Source organism: Celeribacter indicus (assembly GCF_000819565.1).
GTDB classification, from domain to species: Bacteria; Pseudomonadota; Alphaproteobacteria; order Rhodobacterales; family Rhodobacteraceae; genus Celeribacter; species Celeribacter indicus.
Genome location: NZ_CP004393.1, coordinates 2,205,809 through 2,228,107, shown reverse-complemented (window position 1 = coordinate 2,228,107; position 22,299 = coordinate 2,205,809). Strand labels below are relative to the sequence as shown.

Below are 22,299 nucleotides of genomic sequence, written 5' to 3'. Positions count from 1 at the left end.
GTCAGAGGAAGCCCCCGGTGTCCTTGAGCCCCGCGCGTGTCGCGCCGCGGCGGCGGAAATATTCGGCGATCACGATGAGCAGCACGGAGATCACGACGAGGATCGTGCCGAGCGCCATCACCGCCGGAAGAAGTTTCGGGAAACGCATCATCGAGAAGAGATAGACCGGAAGCGTCGGATCGGCCCCGGTCAGGAAGAAGGCGATGATGAATTCGTCCATCGAGATGGTGAAGGAGATGAGCAGCGCGGAGATGATCCCCGGCATGACCAGCGGCAGCGTCACCCGCCGGAAGGTCGAGGCGGGGGTTTCGCCGAGGTCGTAGGCGGCTTCCTCGAGCGAGGGATCGAGCGCCGCGAAGGCCGAGTTCAGGATCGCGATGGCGAAGGGGGTGCAGATCAGCGTGTGCCCCGCGATCACCGACCAGGCGCCGGTGTCGAGCCCGATGCGCAGGATCACGACGAGGAGCGACACCGCGACGATGATCTCCGGCAGCACCAGCGGCAGCATGATGAAGCCCATGATCCCCTTCTGCCCCGGAAAGCTGTAGCGCGTCGCGGCCATGGCGGCGAAGATGCCGAGCGTGGTGGCGAGCACCGCCGAGACCACCGCGATCTCGAGCGAGTTCAGCAGCGCGCCGTGCATTTCCCTGAGCGTCAGGAGCTGGGTGAACCAGTCCGTCGTGAAGCTCTGGAGCGGAAAGGCGATGACCGTCGAGCTGTTGAAGGCGAAGAGCGGCAGCAGGAAGATCGGCGCGTAGAGGAAGATGAGGTAGAGAACGGCATAGAGCTTGAGACCCCTCATTTGCGGCGCCCTCCCGCCTTGCCGCCGCCCGAGGCGCGGTATCCGATCAGCATGAAGACGACGGCGATCACCGCGACGATGAGCATGGCCAGCACCGCGAGCGTCGCCCCGAGCGGCGCGTTGTTCAGGCGCAGGAACTGGGTCTGGATCATGTTGGCGATCATCAGCCCGCCGGGACCGCCGACGAGGCGCGGCGTGACGTAATCGCCGATGGTCGGGATGAAGACAATGAGCACCGCCGCCACGACGCCGGGCGCGGCGAGCGGCAGGGTCACGCGCAGGAAGGTCATGGTGCGGCTTTCGCCCAGGTCGCGCGACGCCTCGAGCAGGGAGCGGTCGATCTTCTCGAGCGCCACGAAGATCGGCAGGATCGCGAAGGGCGCGTAGGCATGGGCGAGCGTGATGATCACCGCATTCACGTTGTAGAGAATGAAGGTCAAGGGATCTTCAATGATCCCAATGGCCTGCAAGCCGGAGTTGAGAACTCCGTTGAAGCCGAGGATCACCTTCCAGAGGAAGACGCGGATCAGGTAGGAGGTCCAGAACGGGATGGTGATGAGGAAGATCCAGAGCGACTTGTGCTCCGCGCGCACCCCGAAGGAGACGAAATAGGCGATCGGAAAGGCGAGCACCACGGTGATCAGCGTCACCAGCCCCGACACCATCAGCGAGCGCAGCATGAGCTGGCGATAGAGCGGATCGGAGAGCGCCTCGCGGTAATTCGCCAGCGTGAGCGTGGTGTCGAAGTCCCGGATGCCGGTCTGGGTCCAGAAGGAGATCATCAGGATCGCGATCAGCGGCACGGCGAGCAGCAGCAGCGCATAGAGCGCGGTGGGGGAGACGAGCAGCAGCCCGGTGCCCTCCCCGGAGCGGAAAAACCGTCGCAGCCTGTCGCCCAAGATCGCCCCCTCGTTCCTTCCGGTCATCCGATGGTGTTCGGCTTTTGATCAAATTTGCAAGTGCTTTTCCCCCCGGCGCTTTCGCAAACCGGCGAATCCAGCGCCTCCGCCAGGTCGTCGATCAAAAGCGAGGCAAAGGCGGCATTGGCATGCAGCACATCCTCCGCTCCATGCGCCAAATTCCGGCGCTTGGCAAGCCGCACCGATCCGCGCAGGAACGGCTCCCGCGTGAAGATCCCGTCCTCGACGGTCTGAGCGGGCTGCGGCAGGAAGGTGAGGCCTTCGGCGGCGCAAAGCGCGCTGGCCGTGCGGTCGAACCAGTCGGAGACGAAGGGCCCGTCGCCCCGCTCCGAAAGCTGCGCGAAGCCGTGATATCGCCTGCCGGTCGCGCAGGCCCGGCGCGACGGACGCGGCTGGGACGCGATGAAGACGGGGACATCTCCGCCGGCGCGCAGCTTGTGCGCGAGCCGGAAGGCCATCGTGCGCGCGAGCCGGTCGGCCGTATAGGCGCGCAGCATCGGACCGGAGGCCAGCGGCCTGCCCTCCGCGAGCGCGGTCTCGTGGCCCGCCACGGAGGGCATGTCGAGGGCGGAGAGTTCGCGGAACACCCGCACCGGCGTGAAGATCGAGAAATGAAGCCCGGTCACGACGAAGGCATCGTAGTCGGACAATCGCAGGCTGTCGCGGCCGGTCAGACGCGCGATCCGCGCGCGCGCACCCTTGTCCTCGCTCACGAGCCATCCGTCGCGCAGGTCGTAGCGGTCGAGCGCATGGCCATGTGCCGCGAAGAAGGAGGGCGACACTCCCGGCCAGCGGTCGGGACAGGCATCGATGGCCGCGACGAAGGCCGCGACATGGGAATTCCCGAGGATGCAGACCCGCCGCGTCATTTCCGAAACGCCTCGAGCAGCGCCTCTTCGCAGGTGAACGTCTCTTCGCCCGCGCCGTCATCGCCGGCGGACGTTTCCCCGGCCTCGCCGGTCGCCGCCGGGGCGGGCGCCGGCGAAAGCCCGTGGGCCGCGAGAAAGGCGGACATCACGCGCGCGACCATGTCCTTGCGCACCGACCGCAGGTTGTCCTCGAACGCGCGCTCCGAAGGGGCGGCGGTCACGAGTTCGTAGGAGGGGAAATAGTCGACATTGCGATGCGCGGCGGAAAAATCGCCCGCCGCCGCGCGCAGCACCGCCTTCGAATAGCGGCTCGCGGTCAGGACATGCTCGCCCGAGGCCGTGGCGGTGAGCGGCACGGGCGAGACGGTGAGCAGCATCCTGATGCGGGGATTGCAGAGCCGCAGCATCCGACGGATCTCTGCCAGATCCTGCATCACCGCGTCATAGCCGAAATTGACGAAGCCATAGCGCCGTTCGCGATACCGTCCCGCGATCACGCCCGGCGCCAGCGCGAGCACCCGCCGCGCGCGCCGGTCGACCCAGCCCTCCGTCAGCCCGAGGGTGAAGACGAGGACATCGCTCACCTGCATCAGCGCCGTGACCTTCGCGAGATGCTCGCGCCGCATCTCCATCGCCTCTTCGAGCGTGTCGCAGCCCTCGGGCTCCACGCCGGGGCGCAGCGCGTCGTAATGGCGCCCGTCGCGCATGTAGAAAAGCTTGCGATTGACCTGCCCGCGCAGCGCATCCTCGAGCAGTTCGCGCATCTGCCTTGCGGTGTAGATATTGCCGTAGCGCGCGGAATAGAGGCCATAGCCGTAGCGCCGCGCCATCTCTCCGGTCATGCCCGCCGGCTTCGGTTCGGCATCGAGCACGGTCATCCCGCTCTCGCGCAGCGCGCGCCCGATATGCTGGGCAAAGCAACTCCCGGCGGTGGCCACCGCGCTGTCCGGGTCCAGCCGCCATTTCGGCCGACAGGACCCCGGCGTGGGCTCGCACCCCGCCGTCACGCCACGCCCGCGCCGGGCCGTGTCCTCCGCACTGTCCGATGGGTGGCTCAAGACCGCTCCTGCCGTTTCATCGCCCCCAACTATGACGCAGACGGGGAAAACCGCAAGACGGGGCGCGGTCGCGGGCGCTTGCCTTTCGGGACGGAACGGATATTTTCCCCGCGGCCCGGACAGGCGCGGCACGGGGCAGCGGCCTCCGGTGCGGTCACGGAAGGACACGGAGGTCAAAGGGCGGCCATGCGGATATGCTTTTTCGGCGACAGCTTCACCCAGGGGGTCGGCGACGACCGCGGGCTCGGCTGGTGCGGCCGCCTCACGCCTCGGATGCGCGGGCGTCATCCCGACCTGACGGCCTATGCCCTCGGCATCCGCCGCGACACCAGCGCCGAGATCCTCGCGCGCTGGGAAAGCGAAGCGCGGGCCCGCCTGCCGCACGGCCATCCGCATCGCCTCGCCTTCTGCTTCGGCACCAACGACTGTGCGGATGATGGCACGGGGCGCGGACGTGTTTCGCCGGCAGAGACGCTGCGGAACGCCACGGCGATCCTTGCCGGGGCCGCCGCCATGGCCCCGGTGATCCTTGTCGGCCCGCCCCCGGCCCTCGACGATCCGGCGGTGGACCGCCGCATCGCCGCGCTGGAACCGGGCCTGGGCGCGGTCGCGAAAGAGGCCGGCATTCCCTTCCTGTCCGTGTTCGGAACCCTGCGACAGGCCCCCGCCTGGACCGCGGGCGCCGCCGCCGGCGACGGCACCCATCCGGCCGGCGCCGGCTATGCCCTGCTGGCGGACCTGATCGGGGACTGGCCGGCCTTCCGGCACTGGGCGGATATCGCGTGACGCCGCCGCGGGTCGAGGGGGCCGCGCGGGGCCGGGGCGGATCCGCCACCCTCCTCCGCCGGTTGCCCGTCCTTGTCCCGCGCTGCGCAGCGCCACATCCCCGGACATGAAAAAGGGCCGCCCGAAGGCGACCCCCTGGTCCGCAAATCCGAAACCTCAGCGTTTCGAGAACTGGAAGGACCGGCGCGCCTTGCGCTTGCCGAATTTCTTCCGTTCGACCACGCGCGAGTCGCGGGTCAGGAAACCGGCGGCTTTCAGGGCGCCGCGCAGGTCCGGGTTGTAGAGTTGCAGCGCCTTGGAGATGCCGTGCTTCACCGCGCCGGCCTGGCCGGAGAGGCCGCCGCCCTTGACGGTCGCCATCACGTCGAATTCGCCTTCGACACCGGCGATCTGCGCCGGCTGCTTCACGATGAGCTGGAGCACCGGACGGGCGAAATACTCGGTCATGTCCTTGCCGTTCACGGTGACCTTGCCTGAGCCCGGCTTGATCCACACGCGGGCGACGGCGTCCTTGCGCTTGCCGGTGGCATAGGACCGGCCCAGCTCGTCGCGGACGGGTTCGCGGGGGGCGGCGGTTTCGACGACGGCGTCTTCACCACCGGCGACGGCATTCAGCGCGTCGAGGGATTTGAGTTCTTCGGCCATTGTCATGCGCTCCGGGTGTTCTTCTTGTTCAGGGACTTCACGTCCAGCACTTCCGGTTGCTGAGCCTCATGGGGATGCTCGGCACCGGCATAGACGCGCAGGTTGGTCATCTGCTGGCGGGAGAGTTTGCCGCCCGGCAGCATGCGCTGCACGGCCTTGGTGACCACGCGCTCGGGATGCGCGCCCTCGAGGATCTGCTGCATGGTGCGGGACTTGATGCCGCCCGGATGGCCGGTGTGCCAGTAGAACCGCTTGTCGGTGCGTTTCTTGCCGGTCAGCTGCACCTTGTCGGCATTGATGACGATCACGTTGTCGCCCATGTCCATGGACGGGGTGAAGGTGGCTTTGTGCTTGCCACGCAGACGCATCGCGACGATGGAGGCAAGACGGCCCAGCACCACGCCCTCGGCGTCGATGATGATCCATTTCTTGTCCACGTCCGCGGGAGTAGCGGAGAAGGTTTTCATTTGCTTTGCCCTTTATGGGTGGGAATTCGACTGGCGCTGTTCTAAGCATTTGACGCGCGCAGTCAAGCGGGGAATTTTCCGGTTTCACAAACAAAATCAGTCATTTGTAAAATAGGTATCATTTTACCCCAAAAATTTTGCGCCAAAACCGCCCTGCCCTGTGGCATGGTCGCGCCACGGGGGGCGGCGACGAGCCCCCTCCCGCCATCAGCCAGCAGGGATCTTCCATGCGAGCCATCTCGGAATACAGGCGCTACCTCAAGCAGATCGTCTACGGCGGAAACGACGGCATCGTGACCACCTTCGCCATCGTGGCCGGGTTCGCCGGCGCAGGGGCGGAAGGGGCGGAGCGGATCGGCACGCTCGCGGTGCTCGTCTTCGGCCTCGCGAACCTCTTCGCCGACGCGGCCTCCATGGGGCTGGGCGAGTTCCTCTCCGCCCGTGCCGCCCGCGACCTGATCCGCCGCCGCCGCCGCGCGCTCTGCGAGGCACCTTCGGAACAGGTTTCCCGCCTCGCCCGCCACCTGCGCGCGAAGGGGCTTTCCACGCTCGACGCCACGACCATGGCCGCGCTCGCGGCGAAATCCCCCGACCTGCTCTCCGGGATGATCCTGACCCAGGTCGAGGGGCGCGAGGATCCCGGCGAGGGGCCGCTCTGGCCGCGGGCGCTGGTGACCTTCGCGGCCTTCGTCGCCTTCGGCGCGATCCCCCTGCTGCCCTATCTCCTCGGCGCGCGCCCCGCGGTGCAGACCCTCGCGGCGACCGGCGCCACCGCCTTTGCGCTGACGCTCCTCGGGCTGCTGCGCCACCGGGTGACGCGAGCGGGACTGCGCCGCTCGGTCGGGGAGACGCTGCTGATCGGCGGGCTCTGCGCCAGCGTCGCCTATCTCGTCGGGCGCGCGGTCACGGGGCTTGGCACATGATCCGCCCGCCCTACCTGCGGCCTGTCGCGCGCGCCCGGACCGCGCGGCGGAATTTCGGTATGCAAAAGTATACAACCCCTTCCCGCAGCGCCGGGAATCCTGTATGAAAACCGCGACTCTCCCAATCCTCCAAGGAGCGCAAGGCATGTCCAAGATCAAAGTCGAAAACCCGATCGTCGAAATGGATGGCGACGAGATGACCCGCATCATGTGGGATTTCATCAAGCAGAAGCTCATCCTGCCCTATCTCGACATCGACCTGCTCTATTACGATCTCGGCATCGAGGAGCGCGACCGGACCGAGGACCAGGTCACGATCGACGCGGCGCTCAGGACCAGGGAGGTCGGCGTCGCGGTCAAATGCGCGACCATCACCCCCGACGAGGCCCGCGTCGAGGAATTCGGCCTGAAGAAGATGTGGAAATCGCCCAACGGCACGATCCGCAACATCCTCGGCGGCGTCGTCTTCCGCCAGCCGATCATCTGCCGCAACGTGCCGCGCCTCGTGCCCGGCTGGACCAATCCGATCGTCGTCGGCCGCCATGCCTTCGGCGACCAGTACAAGGCCACGGATTTCCGCTTTCCCGGCAAGGGCCGGCTCACGATGAAATTCACCGGGGACGACGGGACCGAGATCGAACATGTGGTCTATGACGCGCCCTCGGCGGGCGTCTACATGGGCATGTACAACCTCGACGACTCGATCCGCGATTTCGCCCGCGCCTCGCTGAACTACGGGCTCAATATCGGCTGGCCGGTCTATCTTTCGACCAAGAACACGATCCTCAAGGCCTATGACGGACGCTTCAAGGACATCTTCGAAGAGGTCTACGAGGCGGAATTCGCCGACGCCTTCAAGAAGGCGGGGATCTGGTACGAACACCGCCTGATCGACGACATGGTCGCCTGCGCGATGAAATGGTCCGGGAAATTCGTCTGGGCCTGCAAGAATTACGACGGCGACGTGCAGTCGGACACGGTCGCGCAGGGCTTCGGCTCGCTCGGCCTCATGACCTCGCAGCTCATGACGCCCGATGGCAAGATTGTCGAGGCCGAGGCCGCCCATGGCACGGTGACGCGCCACTATCGCCAGCACCAGGCGGGCGAGGCGACCTCGACGAATTCCATCGCCTCGATCTATGCCTGGACCGGCGGGCTGCGGCACCGCGCGAAGCTCGACGGCAACGAGGCGCTGATGCGCTTCGCCACGACGCTCGAGAAGGTCATCGTCGATACGGTCGAGAGCGGCTTCATGACGAAAGACCTCGCCCTTCTCGTCGGTCCCGATCAGGGCTGGCTCACCACGATGGGCTTCCTCGAGAAGATCGACGAGAACCTGAACAAGGCGCTCGCGGGGTAACGCGCCCCCGCGCAAGCCGCCGTCCTCATGGCCGGAGCGGCGCCCGCTCCGGCCTGTTCCCGTCAGCGATCCATCCAGGACCGCGGCGGAGGCGCCTCCGGCGGCAGGCCGATGTCGCGCCGGATATGGGCGCTCACCTCCCCGCCGCCGCGCAGCGTCAGCACCCTGCGCCGGCGGATCTCGCGACGCGCGGCGAAGACGGCGCGCAGCACATGCCACAGGCCGTGGCGCTCGATCAGCGGTTCGAGCGCGGCGCGCAGGCCCGCCGGCGGTTTCAGGGGCGGAGTCCGGGTCGAAACCTGCATGAAGTGTTCCCGGCAAATGCCGGTCCTCTCTTGAAAATTCGGAAAAATCATCGCGCGCGCCATGATTGCACGGACGCGGGCGGGCAAGGGGCTGCGCCGGCCTGACGGGATCAAGCCGCGGTCACGGTCTCGGATCTGGGGAGGCGCTCAGCCCCGGCGTCGGTCCTGACGGGGACGCGGGCCGAGAGGGGATCCCTTGCCGCCGTGACGGGCGCTCCCGTGAGCGCGGCCTCGGGAGGCGGTGAGCGTGATATGGATCATGTCGTCCCTCCTTCGGCTGTCGGGGTGCAAGAGAATGGCCGTATCTATGCCCGAGGCGGCAGGGATCTCCAAACGCTTTTTTCACGATGACTTGATCTGTGCCCTTTTCAGCTCATTCGATTAAAAAACAGGCAAATGCAACTGAACTGTCCCGCCGCATCTTGCCTTGCCCCCGCCGCTCTGGAAACGTCGCCGCGGTCGGCCCCGCCAATATCCGGTCGGCCGGGAAAGGATCACATGACACTGCCACGCCACCTTCTTCTCGCCGCCGGCCTCGCGAGCCTCGCATGGCCTGCCGCCGCGCATCTTCCGCCCGAAACCCACGGATCGTTCCTCGCCGGGGCGAGCCACCCGCTCTTCGGCCTCGACCATGTGCTCGCGATGGTCGCCGTCGGCGTCTGGGCGCTCCAGATCGGCGGACGCGCCCTTTGGGCGGTGCCCGCGGCCTTCGTCGGCGCGATGACGCTCGGCTATGTCGGCGCGGGCTTCGGCCTGCCCCTGCCCTTCGTCGAACCGATGATCCTCGCCTCCTGCATCGTGCTCGGCATGCTCGTCACCTTCGCGCTGCGCCCCGCGCTCGGCGGCGGCATCGCCATCGCGGCGCTGTTCGGCCTGTTCCACGGCCATGCACATGGCGCGGAACTCGGCGCGGCGACGGCCTTCTCCTTCGGCCTGGGCTTCATCCTCGTCACCGCGCTGCTCCATGCCGCGGGCGTGGCGCTCGCCTCCGGCGTCGCCCGCGCCCACCCCTCCGCACCGCGCATCATCGGCGCGGGCTCCACGCTCCTCGGCCTCTCGCTCGTCTTCGGATGAGCGAAAGACTGCGGCCTGCCCCGAGGCGGTAACCGCTCCTCCCGTCCCGGCCCGCCGCTCCCCGCGTCCTGTTCCAGGCGCGCGATCGGGGGGCCTTCCCTTCCGGTCGCGCAGGCATGACCTGCGCGCCATCGCCCTTTGCCGCTGGACAGGTCAGCAATGCTGCCCTAGTGTTTTGCCATGCCGGCCCCCGTCCCGATTCCGCAAACAGTCCGGAAACATTCGCTGCTCGAAGACCTGCAAGGGTTCTCGATCGCGCTCGTCACGACCGCGATCGGCCTCACCATCATCGCGCATCTGGGCTTCATCACCGGCCAGACCGCCGGGCTCGCGCTGGTGATCTCCTATCTCACCGGCTGGTCCTTTCCCTGGATCTTCTGGCTCATCAACGTGCCGTTCTACGCGCTCGCGTGGTTTCGCATGGGGACCGAATTTACCCTCAAGTCCGCCCTTTGCGTCACCCTCACCAGCCTGCTCGTCGCGCGCATGCCGGACTGGATGGACTTCGCCCACCTCGACCCGCTGTTCGGCACCGTCGCCTTCGGCATCCTGACGGGCTACGGCCTGCTCGGCGTGTTTCGCCACAAGGGCTCGCTCGGCGCGCTCGGCGTCATCGCCCTGGTCGCGCAGGACCGCTTCGGCATCCGCGCAGGGCTTGTGCAGCTTTGTTTCGACGCTGTGCTCTTCGCCGTCGCCTTCCTGCTTTTCGAACCCTCGCGGGTTCTGTATTCCCTCCTCGGTGCGGTGATCCTCAACGGGGTCATCGCCTTCAACCACCGCCGCGACCGATATATCGCCGACTGATCCGCCCCCCCCCCCCCCCCGCGCGGAGCGGCACGAGGACAAAGATGCAGAGCGCCGAGAAACACACCCTCTTCGAAGACGCCCAGGGCTTCGTCTTCGGCACCGCGATGTGCGCCTTCGCCATCGTGATGCTGCGCGACCTGGGCCTCATCACCGGACAGACCGCGGGGCTTTCGCTGCTGATCTCCTACCTCCTCTCCGCGCCCTTCGGCTGGGTCTTCTTCGCGGTCAACCTGCCCTTCTACTGGTTCGGCTACCGGCGCATGGGCCTGAAATTCGTGCTCAAGACCTTCGCCTGCGTCGCCCTCCTCTCCGTCTTCTCCGAACTCTTCCCGCATCTCGTCTCCTTCGAGCGGCTCGACCCGGCCTTCGGCGCGATCATGCTCGGCTTCTTCCAGGGCGCGGGGCTGATGGCGATCTTCCGCCACGGCGGCTCGCTCGGCGGCATCGGCATTCTCGCGCTCTACCTCCAGGACGCGACGAAATTCCGCGCGGGCTATGTCCAGCTCGCCTTCGACGCCGCGCTCTTTGCCGTCGCCGCCTTCCTCCTGCCGCTCGACCAGGTCGCCTGGTCCCTGCTCGGCGCGGTGGTCCTCAACCTCGTGATCGCGATCAACCACCGCCGCGACCGCTACATTGCGATGTGACCCATGCCCAAACACTACCTCTTCCTCCTCGCCGCCATCGTCTCCGAAGTGATCGGCACCTCCGCGCTGAACGCGAGCCAGCAGTTCACCCGCCCGCTGCCCACGCTCGTCGTCGCGATCGGCTACGGCCTCTCCTTCTACCTGCTCACCCATGTGCTGAAGGTCATGCCCGTCGGCGTCGTCTATGCGATCTGGTCGGGTCTCGGCGTCGTGCTGATCACCCTCGCGGGCCTCGTGCTCTTCGCGCAGAAGATCGACCTGCCCGCCGCGCTCGGCATGGCGATGATCGTGGGCGGCGTGATCGTCATCCACCTGTTTTCCGGCACGACGAGCCACTGAGCGGGGTTTTTCGCCCCCCGCACGCTTTCCCGCTGGCCTTTTGGCCCGTCGCGGGGTAGGCGCGTGGCCAAGAGATTTTCGAGACGGATACGCACCTCATGGACCTTCGCAACATCGCCATCATCGCCCACGTCGACCATGGCAAGACCACGCTCGTGGACGAGCTTCTGAAACAGTCGGGCACCTACCGCGAAAACCAGGCCACGACCGAACGGGCGATGGACAGCAACGATCTCGAACGCGAACGCGGCATCACCATCCTCGCCAAGGCGACCTCCGTCGAATGGAAGGGCCATCGCATCAACATCGTCGACACGCCCGGCCACGCCGATTTCGGCGGCGAGGTGGAGCGCATCCTCTCCATGGTGGACGGGGTCGTCCTGCTCGTGGACGCGGCCGAGGGCCCGATGCCGCAGACCAAGTTCGTGACCTCGAAGGCGCTCGCCCTCGGCCTGCGCCCGATCGTGGTGCTGAACAAGGTCGACAAGCCCGATGCCGAGCCCGACCGCGCGCTCGACGAATGTTTCGACCTCTTCGCCTCGCTCGATGCCGACGACGACCAGCTCGACTTCCCGCATCTTTACGCATCCGGCCGCTCCGGCTGGTGCGACGCCGAGCTCGACGGGCCGCGCAAGAACCTCGATGCGCTGTTCAACCTGATCCTCAACCACGTCCCCGCCCCGCGCCAGCTCAGGCACCAGGACGAGCCGTTCAGGATGCTCGCCACCACGCTGGGCTCCGATCCCTTCCTCGGACGGATCCTGACCGGCCGGGTCGAGAGCGGCCGGATCAAGCCCGGCGCGACCATCCAGGCGCTGACCCGCAACGGCCAGAAGATCGAGCAGTTCCAGGTGAAGAAGATCCAGGCCTTCCGCGGCCTCGGCATGCAGGAAATCCCCGAGGCGGTCGCGGGCGACATCGTCTCGCTCTCCGGCATGGCCAAGGCCACCGTGTCCGACACGCTCTGCGCGCTCGAGGTCGATGAACCGCTCGAGGCCCAGCCGATCGACCCGCCGACCATCACCGTCACCTTCGGCATCAACGACAGCCCGCTCGCCGGCCGCGAGGGCAAGAAGGTGCAGTCCCGCGTGATCCGCGAACGGCTCATGAAAGAGGCGGAATCCAACGTCGCGATCAAGGTGAAGGACACGCCGGGCGGCGAGGCCTTCGAGGTCTCCGGCCGCGGCGAGCTCCAGATGGGCGTGCTGATCGAGAACATGCGCCGCGAGGGGTTTGAACTGTCGATCTCCCGCCCGCAGGTGATCATGCGCGAGGAGAACGGTCAGCGCATGGAGCCGATCGAGGAGGTCACGGTCGATGTGGACGACGAATATTCCGGCGCCGTGATCGAAAAGCTCACCGGCACGCGCAAGGGCGAGATGACCGAGATGCGCCAGCAGAACGGCAAGACCCGGATCATCGCCCTCGTGCCCTCGCGCGGGCTCATCGGCTATCACGGCGAATTCCTCACCGACACGCGCGGCACCGGCGTGCTGAACCGCGTCTTTCATAGCTGGGCGCCCTACAAGGGGCCGATCCCCGGCCGCCGCCAGGGCGTGCTGATCTCCATGGAAGACGGCGAGACCGTCGCCTATGCCCTCTGGAACCTCGAGGAGCGCGGCAAGCTCTTCCTCGGCGCCCAGGCCAAGGTCTATCAGGGCATGATCATCGGCGAGCATTCGCGCGACAACGATCTCGAGGTGAACCCGCTCAAGGGCAAGAAGCTCACCAACGTGCGCGCCTCCGGCACCGACGACGCGGTGCGGCTGACCACGCCGACCACCCTCTCCCTCGAGGAGGCGATCGCCTATATCAACGACGACGAGCTCGTGGAGGTGACGCCGGAGAGCATCCGCCTGCGCAAGCGCTACCTCGACCCGCACGAGCGCAAGCGCCACGCCAAGGCCGCGGCGCAGTAACCGGAACGGACATTCGGAAGGCCCGCCGCGTGCGGGCCTTTTCGCGTCTTCCGCCCGTCGCGGACGCACCCTGTCCCGCAGCAGCGGACATGCGCCGATCTCGCAATCGTGCAACTTTGCGGGCCTCGCCACCCCGCCCGCGGCGCGCACCGGAAACGGCCCAAAACTGTGCGGATTTGCCGGCTCCGCCGCGCGTTTTGCAAGAAAAAGTTTTTATTTTTCAACCTTCAGGCGAACAACTTCACATGCGTCAATTGTCTCGTGTCGCAGGAATCCTAGTGTCAAGACCATAGCAAGCCGTCGGTCTTGCCCTGGGCGGCGTTTCGCCGCCGAGCGGGCAAGGACTTGCGCAGGAAGACGACCAAAGATGTGCGCAGGAAGGCTGCGTGACCCGGCCCGACCGGACAGGTCCGGCGTGTCATGTGGTCCGTGATGGCCCGTTCAAAAGGGAGAGACCATGAAACGTGCAACACCTCTGAAGATCGCCGCCCTGCTCGCGGGGATCGCCTTGATACCCCCGGCCCTGCCGGCCACCGCGCAACAAAGCCCTGTTTTGGGCATCGCGCAGCCGGTGATCCTGAACGTGCGCGAGGACGGATATTCCGTCCATCTCGTGCGGGTGAACAAGTTCGCCAGGGAAATGACGATCATCGCGACCAACAGCAAATACGAACGCCATGTCACCGTCGACAGCGCCACCGGCGAGGTCGTCCGGGACGAGTTGTTCCCGCTGGGACATTCGCTCGACATGGCCGCGATCGCCGCGGGCGGCTCCGGCTACGGAACCGGCGGCGGCGGCACCGGGGCTGGCGGCACGCCCGGCACCGGGACACCGGGCAGCACGCCGGGCGGTGGAACACCGGGCGGCGGCACCGGCACGCCGGGCGGTGGAACACCGGGCGGCGGCACCGGCACGCCCGGCGGCGGCAGTCTCCTGAGCGCCGATGTGGACGCCAATGTCGGCGGCGGACGCGGGATTGACGCAGATGTCGACGCCAACGTCGGCGGCCGCCGCGGTGTCGGGGCCAATGTGGATGCCAACGTCGGCGGTCGCCGCGGCATAGGGGCCAATGTCGACGCCAATGTCGGCGGTCGCGGCGGGCTCGGCGCGGATGTCGATGCGAATGTCGGCGGCGGGCGCGGGCTCGACGTCTCCGTCGGGTTGGGCCGGGACTGAGCCTCCGCAGCGGTTCCTCCGGCCCGGCGAGGGCACGGTCCGGCCCCCGCCGGGCCGTGTTCCTCCCGCGATCTCGGGGCGGCTACGCCTCGATCTCGACCACGAGCAGTTCCCGTTCCGACGCGCCCTTCGCATGGCTCAGCGCCTGCTGGTACGCGGGGCTTTCGTAACAGGCGACCGCGGCCTCGACACTGTCGAAACGCGCGACGACGTTGCGCGGCCGTTCCCTGCCCTCGAGCTGGACGAAACGCCCGCCCCGCGCGAGAAAGGTTCCGCCATGCGCCGCAATCGCCGGCCCGGCGAGTTCGGCATAGCGGCCATAGGCCTCCGGGTCGGTGACGGTGACATGGGCAATCCAGAGCGCGGGCATCGTCTTACTCCTCCAGCACTTTCTCTGCGGCGGCGATGGCGGCTTCGGCGCCGGAGAAATCCTTCCCCCCGCCCTGCGCCATGTCGGGACGTCCGCCGCCGCCCTTGCCGCCCACGGCGGGCACGGCGGCCTTCAGCACGTCGACGGCGGAAATGCGGCCGGTCAGGTCATCGGTGACGCCGGCGGCCACCGCGACCTTGCCCTCCTCCTCCGCGATGAGGAGGATCACACCGGATCCCAGCCGGGTCTTGTGCGCGTCGATCAACGCGCGCAGGTCCTTGCCCGAGACGCCGCGAAGCGCCTGCGCAAGGAAGGTGACCCCGCCGACCTCCTTCGCCTCCGGCCCGCTGCCGGCACCGCCGCCCATGGCGATCTGCTGGCGCAGGGCCGCGACCTCCTGTTCGAGCTTCCGGCGCTCCTCGGCCAGCGACTTCACCCGGTCCACCACTTCGGAAACCGGCGTCTTCAGCACGGTCGCGACCTCCGTCGCGCGCTGCGCCTCGCCCGCCAGATGCGCGAGCGCCGCGCGCCCCGTCAGGGCCTCGATCCGCCGCACCCCGGCCGAGGAGGCACTGTCGCCCAGCAGGACGCACAGCCCGATATCGCCGGTGCGCGTCACATGCGTGCCGCCGCAAAGTTCGATCGAATAGGTCTTTCCGTCGACCCCCTTGCCGGTATTGGCCCGGCCCATCGAGACCACGCGCACCTCGTCGCCGTATTTCTCCCCGAACAGCGCCTGCGCCCCAAGGGCGCGCGCGTCGTCGGGCGTCATGATCCGCGTCTCCACCGCCGTGTTCTGGCGGATGAAATCGTTGACGTCACGCTCGACCTTCGCGATCTCCTCGGGCGTGAGCGCCTTCGTGTGCGAGAAGTCGAAGCGCAGCCGGTCGGGCGCGTTCAGCGAGCCGCGCTGCGCGACATGATCGCCCAGCGTCTCGCGCAGCGCCTCGTGCAGGAGGTGGGTGGCCGAGTGGTTCGCGCGGATATCCGTGCGCCGGGTGTGATCGACCTCGAGCACCGCGGGATTGCCGACCCGGAGCGAGCCCTCGAGCACTTCGGCGAAATGGATGAACACGCCCGCGACCTTCTTGGTGTCGGTCACCTTCGCGATGCTCTTCTCGACGCGGATCACGCCCGCATCGCCCACCTGGCCGCCGGCCTCGGCATAGAACGGCGTCTGGTTGACGACGATCTGAACCGTCTCACCCTCTTTCACGCTCTCGACCCGCGCGCCGTCCCGCACCAGGGCGACGATCTCGCCCTCCGCCTTTTCCGTGTCGTAGCCGAGGAATTCGGTCGCGCCCTTTTCCTCCGCGATATCGTACCAGATCGTCGCATCCGCCGTCTCGCCCGAGCCGGACCAGGCCGCGCGGGCCTTCGCCTTCTGCTCGGCCATGGCGGCGTCGAACCCCGCGGTGTCGACCTCCCGCCCCTTCTCGCGCAGCGCATCCTGCGTCAGATCGAGCGGGAAACCATAGGTGTCGTAGAGCTTGAAGGCCGAGGCGCCGGGCAGTTTCGAGCCCGCATCGAGCCCCTCGAGCTCCTCGTCGAGCAGCTTCAGACCGCGTTCGAGCGTCTGCTTGAACCGCGTCTCCTCGAGCTTCAGCGTCTCCTCGATCAGCGCCTGGCCGCGGCGCAGTTCGGGATAGGCCTCCCCCATCTGGCGCACGAGTTCCGGCACGAGCCGGTACATCACCGGATCCTGCGCGCCGAGCAGATGGGCGTGGCGCATCGCGCGGCGCATGATCCGGCGCAGCACGTAGCCGCGCCCCTCGTTGGAGGGCATCACCCCGTCGGCGATCAGGAAGGAGGTCGAGCGCAGGTGATCCGCGATCACCCGGTGATGCACGTTCTTCTCGCCATAGGGATCGACGCCCGTCGCCTGCGCCGAAGCCTCGATCAGCGACTTGAACAGGTCGGTTTCGTAATTGTCATGCGTGCCCTGCAACAGCGCGGAAATCCGTTCAAGCCCCATGCCGGTGTCGATCGACTGCATCTCGAGCTCGGTCATGGAGCCGTCCGCGAAACGCTCGTTCTGCATGAAGACGATGTTCCAGATCTCGATGAACCGGTCGCCGTCCTCCTCCGGCGATCCCGGCGGTCCGCCCCAGATGTGATCGCCGTGGTCGTAGAAGATTTCCGTGCAGGGGCCGCAGGGGCCGGTGTCGCCCATCTGCCAGAAATTGTCCGAGGTCGCGATGCGGATGATCCGGTCCTCCGGCACGCCGACCTTCTTCCAGATCTCGAAGGCCTCGTCATCCGTGTGGAAGACGGTGGTATAGAGCCGGTCCTTCGGAATGCCGAAATCGCCGGTGATCAGCTCCCAGGCAAAGGGGATCGCCTCCGACTTGAAATAATCGCCGAAGGAGAAGTTGCCGAGCATCTCGAAGAAGGTGTGGTGGCGCGCGGTATAGCCGACGTTGTCGAGGTCGTTGTGCTTGCCCCCGGCGCGCACGCATTTCTGCGCCGACGTGGCCCGCACGTAATCGCGCCTCTCGAGGCCGGTGAAGCAGTTCTTGAACTGCACCATGCCGGAATTCGTGAACATCAGCGTCGGGTCGTTGCGCGGCACGAGCGGCGAGGAAGGCACGACCGTATGGCCGTTCTTCTCGAAATAGGAGAGGAAGGTGGAGCGGATGTCGTTCACGCTGGGCATTGAGGCTCTTCCTTGCGGGCGGTCTTGCGTTTCGGCATGGTTTAACGCCGCTGGTCATGGCTGTCCATAAGCGCCACGGGGAAAAGGCGCGCCACGGGAAAACGGGCCGGGGCGCGGGATGCCCTCCGGCCCCTTCGCCCCGGCATCGCGCCGCACGGGCCTATGCCAGGCGCGCGGCCATGCTTATCCGCGGGCCATGCTATTCGTCGCCCTCGATCATCTCGTCCTGATCGAACCCGTCGCCGAGATCGAAATCGAGCCCGTGGGCGGCGCGGATCTTGTCCTCGATCTCGAGCGCGATCCGGGTGTTTTCCTTGAGGAAGCGTTTCGCGTTCTCGCGCCCCTGGCCGATGCGCTCGTCACCATAGGAGAACCACGCGCCGGACTTGTCGACCACGCCCGCCTTCACGCCGAGATCGAGCAGCTCGCCGGTCTTCGAAATGCCTTCGCCATACATAATGTCGAATTCGACCTGCTTGAAGGGCGGCGCGACCTTGTTCTTCACCACCTTCACGCGGGTTTCCGACCCCACCACCTCGTCGCGATCCTTGATCGCGCCGGTGCGGCGGATGTCGAGGCGCACGGAGGAGTAGAACTTGAGCGCGTTGCCGCCCGTCGTCGTCTCCGGCGACCCGAACATGACGCCGATCTTCATACGGATCTGGTTGATGAAGATCACGGTGCATTTCGAGCGGGAGATCGAGCCGGTGAGCTTGCGCATCGCCTGGGACATGAGCCGCGCCTGCACGCCCACGGAGCTGTCGCCCATGTCGCCCTCGAGCTCCGATTTCGGGGTCAGGGCGGCGACCGAGTCGACCACCACGAGCGACACCGCGCCGGAGCGCACCAGCGTGTCCACGATCTCCAGCGCCTGCTCGCCGGTGTCGGGCTGGGAAATCAGCAGCTCGTCGAGATCGACGCCGAGCTTCTTCGCATAGATCGGGTCGAGCGCATGTTCCGCATCGACAAAGGCGCAGACGCCGCCCTTCTTCTGTTCCTCGGCCACGCAATGCAGCGTCAGCGTCGTCTTGCCCGAGGATTCGGGGCCGTAGATCTCCACGATCCGGCCCTTGGGAATGCCGCCGATGCCGAGCGCGATGTCGAGGCCGAGCGAGCCGGTGGAGGTCGCCTCGATCTCCTGCACCGGGTTGTCGGCGCCGAGTTTCATGATCGAGCCCTTGCCGAACTGCCGCTCGATCTGGGCCAGCGCGCTGTCGAGCGCCTTCTGCTTCTCGCTGTCGTTCTTCGCCATGTCTCTGGTCGCCGTTGCCATAGGTTCAGATCCTTATTTCACACCCGCGGGAGGGCGGCAAACGCCTTCTGCCGGGCCGCGCGCCGCGCTGCTCTTGTTCGCCTCTTGTTCTCACCGTCCTTTATGAGCACAAAAAGAGAACATTTCAACTCCAAAATCCATCTTCAGACAGTCCGCAGCATCGCACATCCGGGTTAACAACCGGTTGAGCCCCCGTGCGCCCGAAAGGCCATCAGCCGAATTGCCTCTGCACCGTCGCCGTCAGGTCCGACAGCGAGAAGGGTTTGGGCAGGAAGACCGAATTCGGGATCCGGGCCTGCTGCTGGCAGAAATGGTCCTCCGCATAGCCGGAGACAAAGACGACCCGGACGCCCGGACGCGATTTCAACGCCTCCAAGACCCAGCTCGGCCCGTCCATGCCCGGCATGATGACGTCGGAGAGGAAGACGTCGACATGCAGGCTTTCGTCCTCGAGCGTCGCGAGCGCCTCCTCGGCGCTCTCCGCCTCGATCACCGTATAGCCGCGCAGCCGCAGCGCGCGGGAGGCGAAGGCGCGGACCGGCGCCTCGTCCTCCACCAGCAGGATCACGCCGGAGCCGCGTTCGGCCAGGGGCTGCACCTCCGCGACCTGGCGCACCGCCGCCTCCACCACGGCCTCCGCCCGCGCCATGTGAGCCGGCAGGTAGATCGAGAAGCAGGTGCCCGTGCCCAGGACCGAATCGACGAAGATGAAGCCGCCGGTCTGCTTGATGATCCCGTAGGCGGTGGACAGGCCGAGCCCCGTCCCCTCCCCCGTGCGCTTGGTCGTGAAGAAGGGTTCGAACACCTTCTGGAGCCGCTCGGGCGGGATGCCCACCCCCTGATCGGAGACGGTGACCACGACATAGTCGCCCGGCGGCACCGTCGCGCGGTCGCGGCTGAACGGCGCGCGCAGCAGATCGTTGCGCGTCTCGATCCGGATCTCCCCGCCGGCGGGCATCGCGTCGCGGGCGTTCACCACCAAATTCATGATCACCTGTTCGAGCTGCCGCTTGTCGACGCGGATCGGCAGCAGCCCGGCGTCATGCGACAGGGTGAGCGAGACCTTCTCCCCCACCAGGCGGTTCAGCAGATGGGTAAGATCGGAGAGCGTGTCGCGCAGGTCGATCAGCTCCGGCTTCAGCGTCTGCTTGCGCGAAAAGGCGAGGAGCTGGCCGACGAGGGAGGCGGCGCGGTTCGCGTTCTGGTGGATCTGCACGAGATCGCCATAATCGCAATCCGCCTTGTCGTGCCGCAGGAGCAACAGGTCGCAATGCCCCGAGATCGCGGTCAGCAGATTGTTGAAATCATGCGCGACGCCGCCGGCAAGCTGGCCGATCGCCTGCATCTTCTGGCTCTGGACGAATTGCGCCTCGAGCGATTTCAGCTCGGTCGCGTCCGACAGCACCGCGATGAGCGCGATCCCGCCCTTCCGGCCCTCGATCCGGTTCAGCGTGATTTGCAGGAAGGTGTCGTTCTGCGGACGCGAGGCGCGGACGAATTCCGGCTTGCGCGCCCGCCCCGTCGCCACGTCGCTCACCCAGTCCTGAACCGGACGCCCGAGCCCCTCCACCAGATCGCCGAGGCTCATGCGGTCGTGCGAGCCGATCGCAAGGAGTTCGCGCGCGGGCCGGTTCGATTTCAGGATGCGCCCGTCCACCGCCACCTTCAGCAGCGCGACCGGCAGCGCGTCGAAGGCGTCCCAGTCCCCGACGGTCCGCGGCGCCTCCGGCAGGACATAGACTTCCCGGCGCCCGGAAGGCCCCGCCTCAAACAGGGCGAGGCGGGCCTGGATCTTCCCCTCCGCGGCGGCGAGCAGATGCACGTCGCCCGGCCGCAGCGGCAGGTCCGTCACGATCCGGTCGAGCGCCGCCTCGCGATGGCCGAGGAGGCGGCACAGCGCCTCGTTCATGAAAAGCACCGTGTTGGTCGCCGAGAGGGTCATCATCGGCAGGGCGAGCGCCGCCCCGTCGATCCCCGCCCCGCGCTCGGCCATCTCCTCGAGCCGCCAGAGGAAGCCGTCCCCGCCGATCTGATGCACCGCAAGGCGCATGTGGCCATGGCGCAGCACCACGTCCTCGCGGGCCGCCCCCTTCGCCAGCGCCCGCGATTGCAGCCGCGCGAGCGTGGCGGCCGGGGCGGCAAAGAGATCCTCGAGCGCGGTCAGCAGCCTCTCCCCGCCGCGGCCGCCGAACCGCGCGATCGCGGCCCGGTTCTGGTAGCCGATGACACCGTCGAGATCCGTGGTGAAGGAGGGGGCCGCGTCATGCGCCACGAATTCCGCCAGCATGTCGTGGAGCCGGCGCCGCCGCCGCGCCTGCCGGCGGGACAGGACCTGCACCAGCAGCGCCGCCCAGAGCAGCGCCGCGCCGGCGGCAAAGAGGAGAAGCCCGGTCCGGGGCAGCGGCAGCAGCAGCGCCGCGAGGCTGAGGCCCGCCCCGCCGAGCCCCAGCGCAAGGCTGAAGGGGGCAAGGCGTTGGGCCTGTTTCGTCAGGGGGCCGGCGCCCATGCTGATATGCGTCAATTGTCCCCCTTTCCGGTCATCCAGACCTCTCCTGCGACTCGCGTCCCGCAGTCGCAGGACGGACCCGTTGTCGCGCGCCGAAGTTAAGGGCGGCTTAAACCACGGGTTGTTCAGGACGATATGTCGCGGACAGCTCCCGGTAAAGTTGCATGATGGGAAAATTCACAACCGCTTTTGCAAAACTGCAATATAGAAACCGTCTCCGCCCTCGAGCGGGGAGATCAGCCGGTCCCGGACCGGCGTGAAGTCCGGCTGCGCGGCGAGGAAGGCCGCGATCCGCTCCTGATTCTCGCAGCGGAAGAGCGAACAGGTGGCATAGGCGAGATAGCCGCCGGGGCGCAGGCGGGGCGCCACCTCCGCGAGGATCTGCGCCTGGATCCGCGTGAGCTGGCCGAGCCGGTCGGGCGTCAGCGCCCATTTGCCCTGCGGGCTGCGCGCGAAGGCGCCCGAGCCGGAACAGGGCACGTCGCAGAGGACGAGATCGTAGCGGTCCGAGAGCCCGGAGGCGCGCGCCGTGGCGATGGCGATCCCGGCACGGGACGCCCGCGGCGCGATGTCCTGCATCCGGGCGGCGTCCACGTCATGGGCGGTGAGCCGCAGGTCGGCGCGCGCGCCCATGGCCAACGCCTTGCCCCCGCCGCCCGCGCAATAGTCGAGCACCGCCATCCCGTCCTCGAGCGGCAGCGCGTCGATGATCGCCTGCGAGCCGGCGTCCTGGATCTCCACGAGCCCCGACAGATAGGCCTGGGAGCGCGCCACCGCCCGCGCCCCGCGCGTCACCCTCAGCGCGGTTTCCGAGAGAGGATGCGGCACGGCCGCGATCCCGTCGGCCGCGAGCACCTCGAGCGCATAGGCCAGCGTCGCCTTGCGCCGGTTGACGCGCAGGAACAGCGCGGCCCGGTGGCGCAGCGCCTCGAGCACCGGCGCGGTCTCCGCCCCGAGCGTCTCGCGGTAGAGCGGCAGGAGCCAGTCCGGGCAATCGAGGCGCACGCCTTCGGGCGCCCCGGCCAGCGGCGGCACGGGCAGACGCTCCTCCGCGGTGAGCGGCGGCGGCGCGAACCGGGCCTCGCAGAACAGCGCGTCGGGATCGGCCTGCGCCGCCCGCAGCGCGCCGAGCATGAGCTGGCGCCCGGAGGCCTGCCCCTCTCCCGCACCGCCGAGCCAGCCATAGGAGCGCCGGCAGCGCAGCGCGTCGAACACATGGTCGCGGATCGCCGCCCGGTCCTTCGACCCGGCGAAGCGGTTGGCACGCGCCCATGACGTCAGCATGCGCTCGGCATTTTCGCCGGCGCGCACGTCGTCGAGGATGTCAATCGCGGCGGAGAGCCGGGCGGCAGGGGTCATGGGTCAAGAAAAATCAGCTTCCGGGAGAAAAAGCAACGGC

21 protein-coding genes are annotated in these 22,299 nt (G+C 67.5%); 9 read left to right on the top strand and 12 right to left on the bottom strand.

Going from position 1 to position 22,299, the window contains the following annotated elements; genetic code table 11:
• Position 1: 1 nt before the first annotated feature.
• The 4 genes from P73_RS11185 to P73_RS25975 are packed head-to-tail and all read right to left on the bottom strand — an operon-like array spanning position 2 to position 3,649.
• Positions 2-802, bottom strand: a complete 801-nt coding sequence (locus P73_RS11185) for an ABC transporter permease (protein WP_043869612.1) — start codon at positions 800-802, stop codon at positions 2-4.
• Positions 799-1,728: an ABC transporter permease gene (locus P73_RS11180; RefSeq protein ID WP_052453202.1), complete on the bottom strand. Its 930-nt coding sequence runs from the start codon at positions 1,726-1,728 to the stop codon at positions 799-801. The genes P73_RS11185 and P73_RS11180 overlap by 4 nt, the downstream gene beginning before the upstream one ends.
• Positions 1,725-2,591: a hypothetical protein gene (locus tag P73_RS11175; RefSeq protein WP_043869611.1), complete on the bottom strand. Its 867-nt coding sequence runs from the start codon at positions 2,589-2,591 to the stop codon at positions 1,725-1,727. Before P73_RS11175 ends, P73_RS11180 begins: the two co-directional genes overlap by 4 nt.
• Positions 2,588-3,649, bottom strand: a complete 1,062-nt coding sequence (locus P73_RS25975; RefSeq protein ID WP_158401937.1) for a GSCFA domain-containing protein — start codon at positions 3,647-3,649, stop codon at positions 2,588-2,590. Before P73_RS25975 ends, P73_RS11175 begins: the two co-directional genes overlap by 4 nt.
• A 186-nt stretch (positions 3,650-3,835) precedes the next feature.
• Here P73_RS25975 and P73_RS25970 point away from each other — a divergent pair, with 186 nt between their 5' ends.
• A complete protein-coding gene (locus P73_RS25970) occupies positions 3,836-4,435 on the top strand; it encodes a GDSL-type esterase/lipase family protein (RefSeq protein WP_043869610.1) in 600 nt (199 codons plus the stop codon).
• Between the two features lie 156 nt (positions 4,436-4,591).
• Here the strand turns inward: P73_RS25970 and rpsI are convergent, their stop codons facing one another.
• Together rpsI and rplM are read right to left on the bottom strand one after the other, a co-directional pair.
• Positions 4,592-5,080, bottom strand: a complete 489-nt coding sequence (rpsI, locus tag P73_RS11160; RefSeq protein ID WP_043869609.1) for a 30S ribosomal protein S9 — start codon at positions 5,078-5,080, stop codon at positions 4,592-4,594.
• A gap of 2 nt (positions 5,081-5,082) precedes the next feature.
• A complete protein-coding gene (gene rplM, locus P73_RS11155) occupies positions 5,083-5,547 on the bottom strand; it encodes a 50S ribosomal protein L13 (protein ID WP_043869608.1) in 465 nt (154 codons plus the stop codon).
• A gap of 227 nt (positions 5,548-5,774) precedes the next feature.
• Between rplM and P73_RS11150 the strand changes: the two genes are divergently transcribed.
• Positions 5,775-6,470: a VIT1/CCC1 transporter family protein gene (locus P73_RS11150; protein ID WP_043869607.1), complete on the top strand. Its 696-nt coding sequence runs from the start codon at positions 5,775-5,777 to the stop codon at positions 6,468-6,470.
• A gap of 145 nt (positions 6,471-6,615) precedes the next feature.
• Positions 6,616-7,830: an NADP-dependent isocitrate dehydrogenase gene (locus P73_RS11145; RefSeq protein WP_043869606.1), complete on the top strand. Its 1,215-nt coding sequence runs from the start codon at positions 6,616-6,618 to the stop codon at positions 7,828-7,830.
• Between the two features lie 62 nt (positions 7,831-7,892).
• On the opposite strand, the gene P73_RS11140 is transcribed toward P73_RS11145, so the two are convergent.
• A complete protein-coding gene (locus tag P73_RS11140; protein WP_043869605.1) occupies positions 7,893-8,135 on the bottom strand; it encodes a hypothetical protein in 243 nt (80 codons plus the stop codon).
• A gap of 498 nt (positions 8,136-8,633) precedes the next feature.
• On the opposite strand from P73_RS11140, the gene P73_RS11135 reads away from it, so the two are divergent.
• The 6 genes from P73_RS11135 (at position 8,634) to P73_RS26650 (ending at position 14,095) form a co-directional block, all read left to right on the top strand.
• On the top strand, positions 8,634-9,209 hold the full coding sequence (locus P73_RS11135) for a HupE/UreJ family protein (protein ID WP_052453200.1): 576 nt from the start codon (positions 8,634-8,636) through the stop codon (positions 9,207-9,209).
• Between the two features lie 180 nt (positions 9,210-9,389).
• Entirely contained in the window at positions 9,390-10,013 is a 624-nt protein-coding gene (locus P73_RS11130; RefSeq protein ID WP_052453199.1) for a YitT family protein, read from the top strand.
• Between the two features lie 44 nt (positions 10,014-10,057).
• Complete coding sequence (locus P73_RS11125) at positions 10,058-10,660, top strand: YitT family protein (RefSeq protein WP_043869604.1); 603 nt, start codon at positions 10,058-10,060, stop codon at positions 10,658-10,660.
• Positions 10,661-10,663: 3 nt separating this feature from the next.
• Positions 10,664-10,999 carry a DMT family transporter gene (locus P73_RS11120; RefSeq protein WP_043869603.1) on the top strand — a complete coding sequence of 112 codons (336 nt, stop codon included), beginning with the start codon at positions 10,664-10,666 and terminating at the stop codon, positions 10,997-10,999.
• Positions 11,000-11,097: 98 nt separating this feature from the next.
• Positions 11,098-12,918, top strand: a complete 1,821-nt coding sequence (gene typA / locus P73_RS11115; RefSeq protein WP_043869602.1) for a translational GTPase TypA — start codon at positions 11,098-11,100, stop codon at positions 12,916-12,918.
• A 457-nt stretch (positions 12,919-13,375) separates the two neighbouring features.
• On the top strand, positions 13,376-14,095 hold the full coding sequence (locus P73_RS26650) for a hypothetical protein (RefSeq protein ID WP_052453198.1): 720 nt from the start codon (positions 13,376-13,378) through the stop codon (positions 14,093-14,095).
• Between the two features lie 82 nt (positions 14,096-14,177).
• On the opposite strand, the gene P73_RS11105 is transcribed toward P73_RS26650, so the two are convergent.
• The 5 genes from P73_RS11105 to P73_RS11085 all read right to left on the bottom strand — a co-directional run bounded on the left by P73_RS11105 (position 14,178) and on the right by P73_RS11085 (position 22,259).
• Positions 14,178-14,465, bottom strand: coding sequence for a DUF1330 domain-containing protein (locus P73_RS11105; protein ID WP_043869601.1), 288 nt, complete (start codon positions 14,463-14,465; stop codon positions 14,178-14,180).
• Between the two features lie 4 nt (positions 14,466-14,469).
• Complete coding sequence (gene alaS / locus P73_RS11100) at positions 14,470-17,121, bottom strand: alanine--tRNA ligase (protein WP_043869600.1); 2,652 nt, start codon at positions 17,119-17,121, stop codon at positions 14,470-14,472.
• A 199-nt stretch (positions 17,122-17,320) separates the two neighbouring features.
• Positions 17,321-18,394 carry a recombinase RecA gene (gene recA / locus P73_RS11095; RefSeq protein WP_043869599.1) on the bottom strand — a complete coding sequence of 358 codons (1,074 nt, stop codon included), beginning with the start codon at positions 18,392-18,394 and terminating at the stop codon, positions 17,321-17,323.
• Positions 18,395-18,605: 211 nt separating this feature from the next.
• Positions 18,606-20,900 (bottom strand): ATP-binding response regulator, encoded by a 2,295-nt coding sequence (locus tag P73_RS11090; protein ID WP_043871632.1) that lies wholly within the window; start codon positions 20,898-20,900, stop codon positions 18,606-18,608.
• 177 nt (positions 20,901-21,077) lie between these two features.
• On the bottom strand, positions 21,078-22,259 hold the full coding sequence (locus P73_RS11085) for an RsmB/NOP family class I SAM-dependent RNA methyltransferase (RefSeq protein WP_043869598.1): 1,182 nt from the start codon (positions 22,257-22,259) through the stop codon (positions 21,078-21,080).
• Positions 22,260-22,299 lie beyond the last annotated feature (40 nt).

Bases quoted from the DNA above. Each gene is read 5' to 3' on its own strand.
- P73_RS11185 (WP_043869612.1), bottom strand. From the start codon at position 802: ATGAGGGGTCTCAAGCTCTATGCCGTTCTCTACCTCATCTTCCTCTAC.
- P73_RS11180 (WP_052453202.1), bottom strand. From the start codon at position 1,728: ATGACCGGAAGGAACGAGGGGGCGATCTTGGGCGACAGGCTGCGACGG.
- P73_RS11175 (WP_043869611.1), bottom strand. From the start codon at position 2,591: ATGACGCGGCGGGTCTGCATCCTCGGGAATTCCCATGTCGCGGCCTTC.
- P73_RS25970 (WP_043869610.1), top strand. From the start codon at position 3,836: ATGCGGATATGCTTTTTCGGCGACAGCTTCACCCAGGGGGTCGGCGAC.
- rpsI (WP_043869609.1), bottom strand. From the start codon at position 5,080: ATGGCCGAAGAACTCAAATCCCTCGACGCGCTGAATGCCGTCGCCGGT.
- rplM (WP_043869608.1), bottom strand. From the start codon at position 5,547: ATGAAAACCTTCTCCGCTACTCCCGCGGACGTGGACAAGAAATGGATC.
- P73_RS11150 (WP_043869607.1), top strand. From the start codon at position 5,775: ATGCGAGCCATCTCGGAATACAGGCGCTACCTCAAGCAGATCGTCTAC.
- P73_RS11145 (WP_043869606.1), top strand. From the start codon at position 6,616: ATGTCCAAGATCAAAGTCGAAAACCCGATCGTCGAAATGGATGGCGAC.
- P73_RS11140 (WP_043869605.1), bottom strand. From the start codon at position 8,135: ATGCAGGTTTCGACCCGGACTCCGCCCCTGAAACCGCCGGCGGGCCTG.
- P73_RS11135 (WP_052453200.1), top strand. From the start codon at position 8,634: ATGACACTGCCACGCCACCTTCTTCTCGCCGCCGGCCTCGCGAGCCTC.
- P73_RS11130 (WP_052453199.1), top strand. From the start codon at position 9,390: ATGCCGGCCCCCGTCCCGATTCCGCAAACAGTCCGGAAACATTCGCTG.
- P73_RS11125 (WP_043869604.1), top strand. From the start codon at position 10,058: ATGCAGAGCGCCGAGAAACACACCCTCTTCGAAGACGCCCAGGGCTTC.
- P73_RS11120 (WP_043869603.1), top strand. From the start codon at position 10,664: ATGCCCAAACACTACCTCTTCCTCCTCGCCGCCATCGTCTCCGAAGTG.
- typA (WP_043869602.1), top strand. From the start codon at position 11,098: ATGGACCTTCGCAACATCGCCATCATCGCCCACGTCGACCATGGCAAG.
- P73_RS26650 (WP_052453198.1), top strand. From the start codon at position 13,376: ATGAAACGTGCAACACCTCTGAAGATCGCCGCCCTGCTCGCGGGGATC.
- P73_RS11105 (WP_043869601.1), bottom strand. From the start codon at position 14,465: ATGCCCGCGCTCTGGATTGCCCATGTCACCGTCACCGACCCGGAGGCC.
- alaS (WP_043869600.1), bottom strand. From the start codon at position 17,121: ATGCCCAGCGTGAACGACATCCGCTCCACCTTCCTCTCCTATTTCGAG.
- recA (WP_043869599.1), bottom strand. From the start codon at position 18,394: ATGGCAACGGCGACCAGAGACATGGCGAAGAACGACAGCGAGAAGCAG.
- P73_RS11090 (WP_043871632.1), bottom strand. From the start codon at position 20,900: ATGGGCGCCGGCCCCCTGACGAAACAGGCCCAACGCCTTGCCCCCTTC.
- P73_RS11085 (WP_043869598.1), bottom strand. From the start codon at position 22,259: ATGACCCCTGCCGCCCGGCTCTCCGCCGCGATTGACATCCTCGACGAC.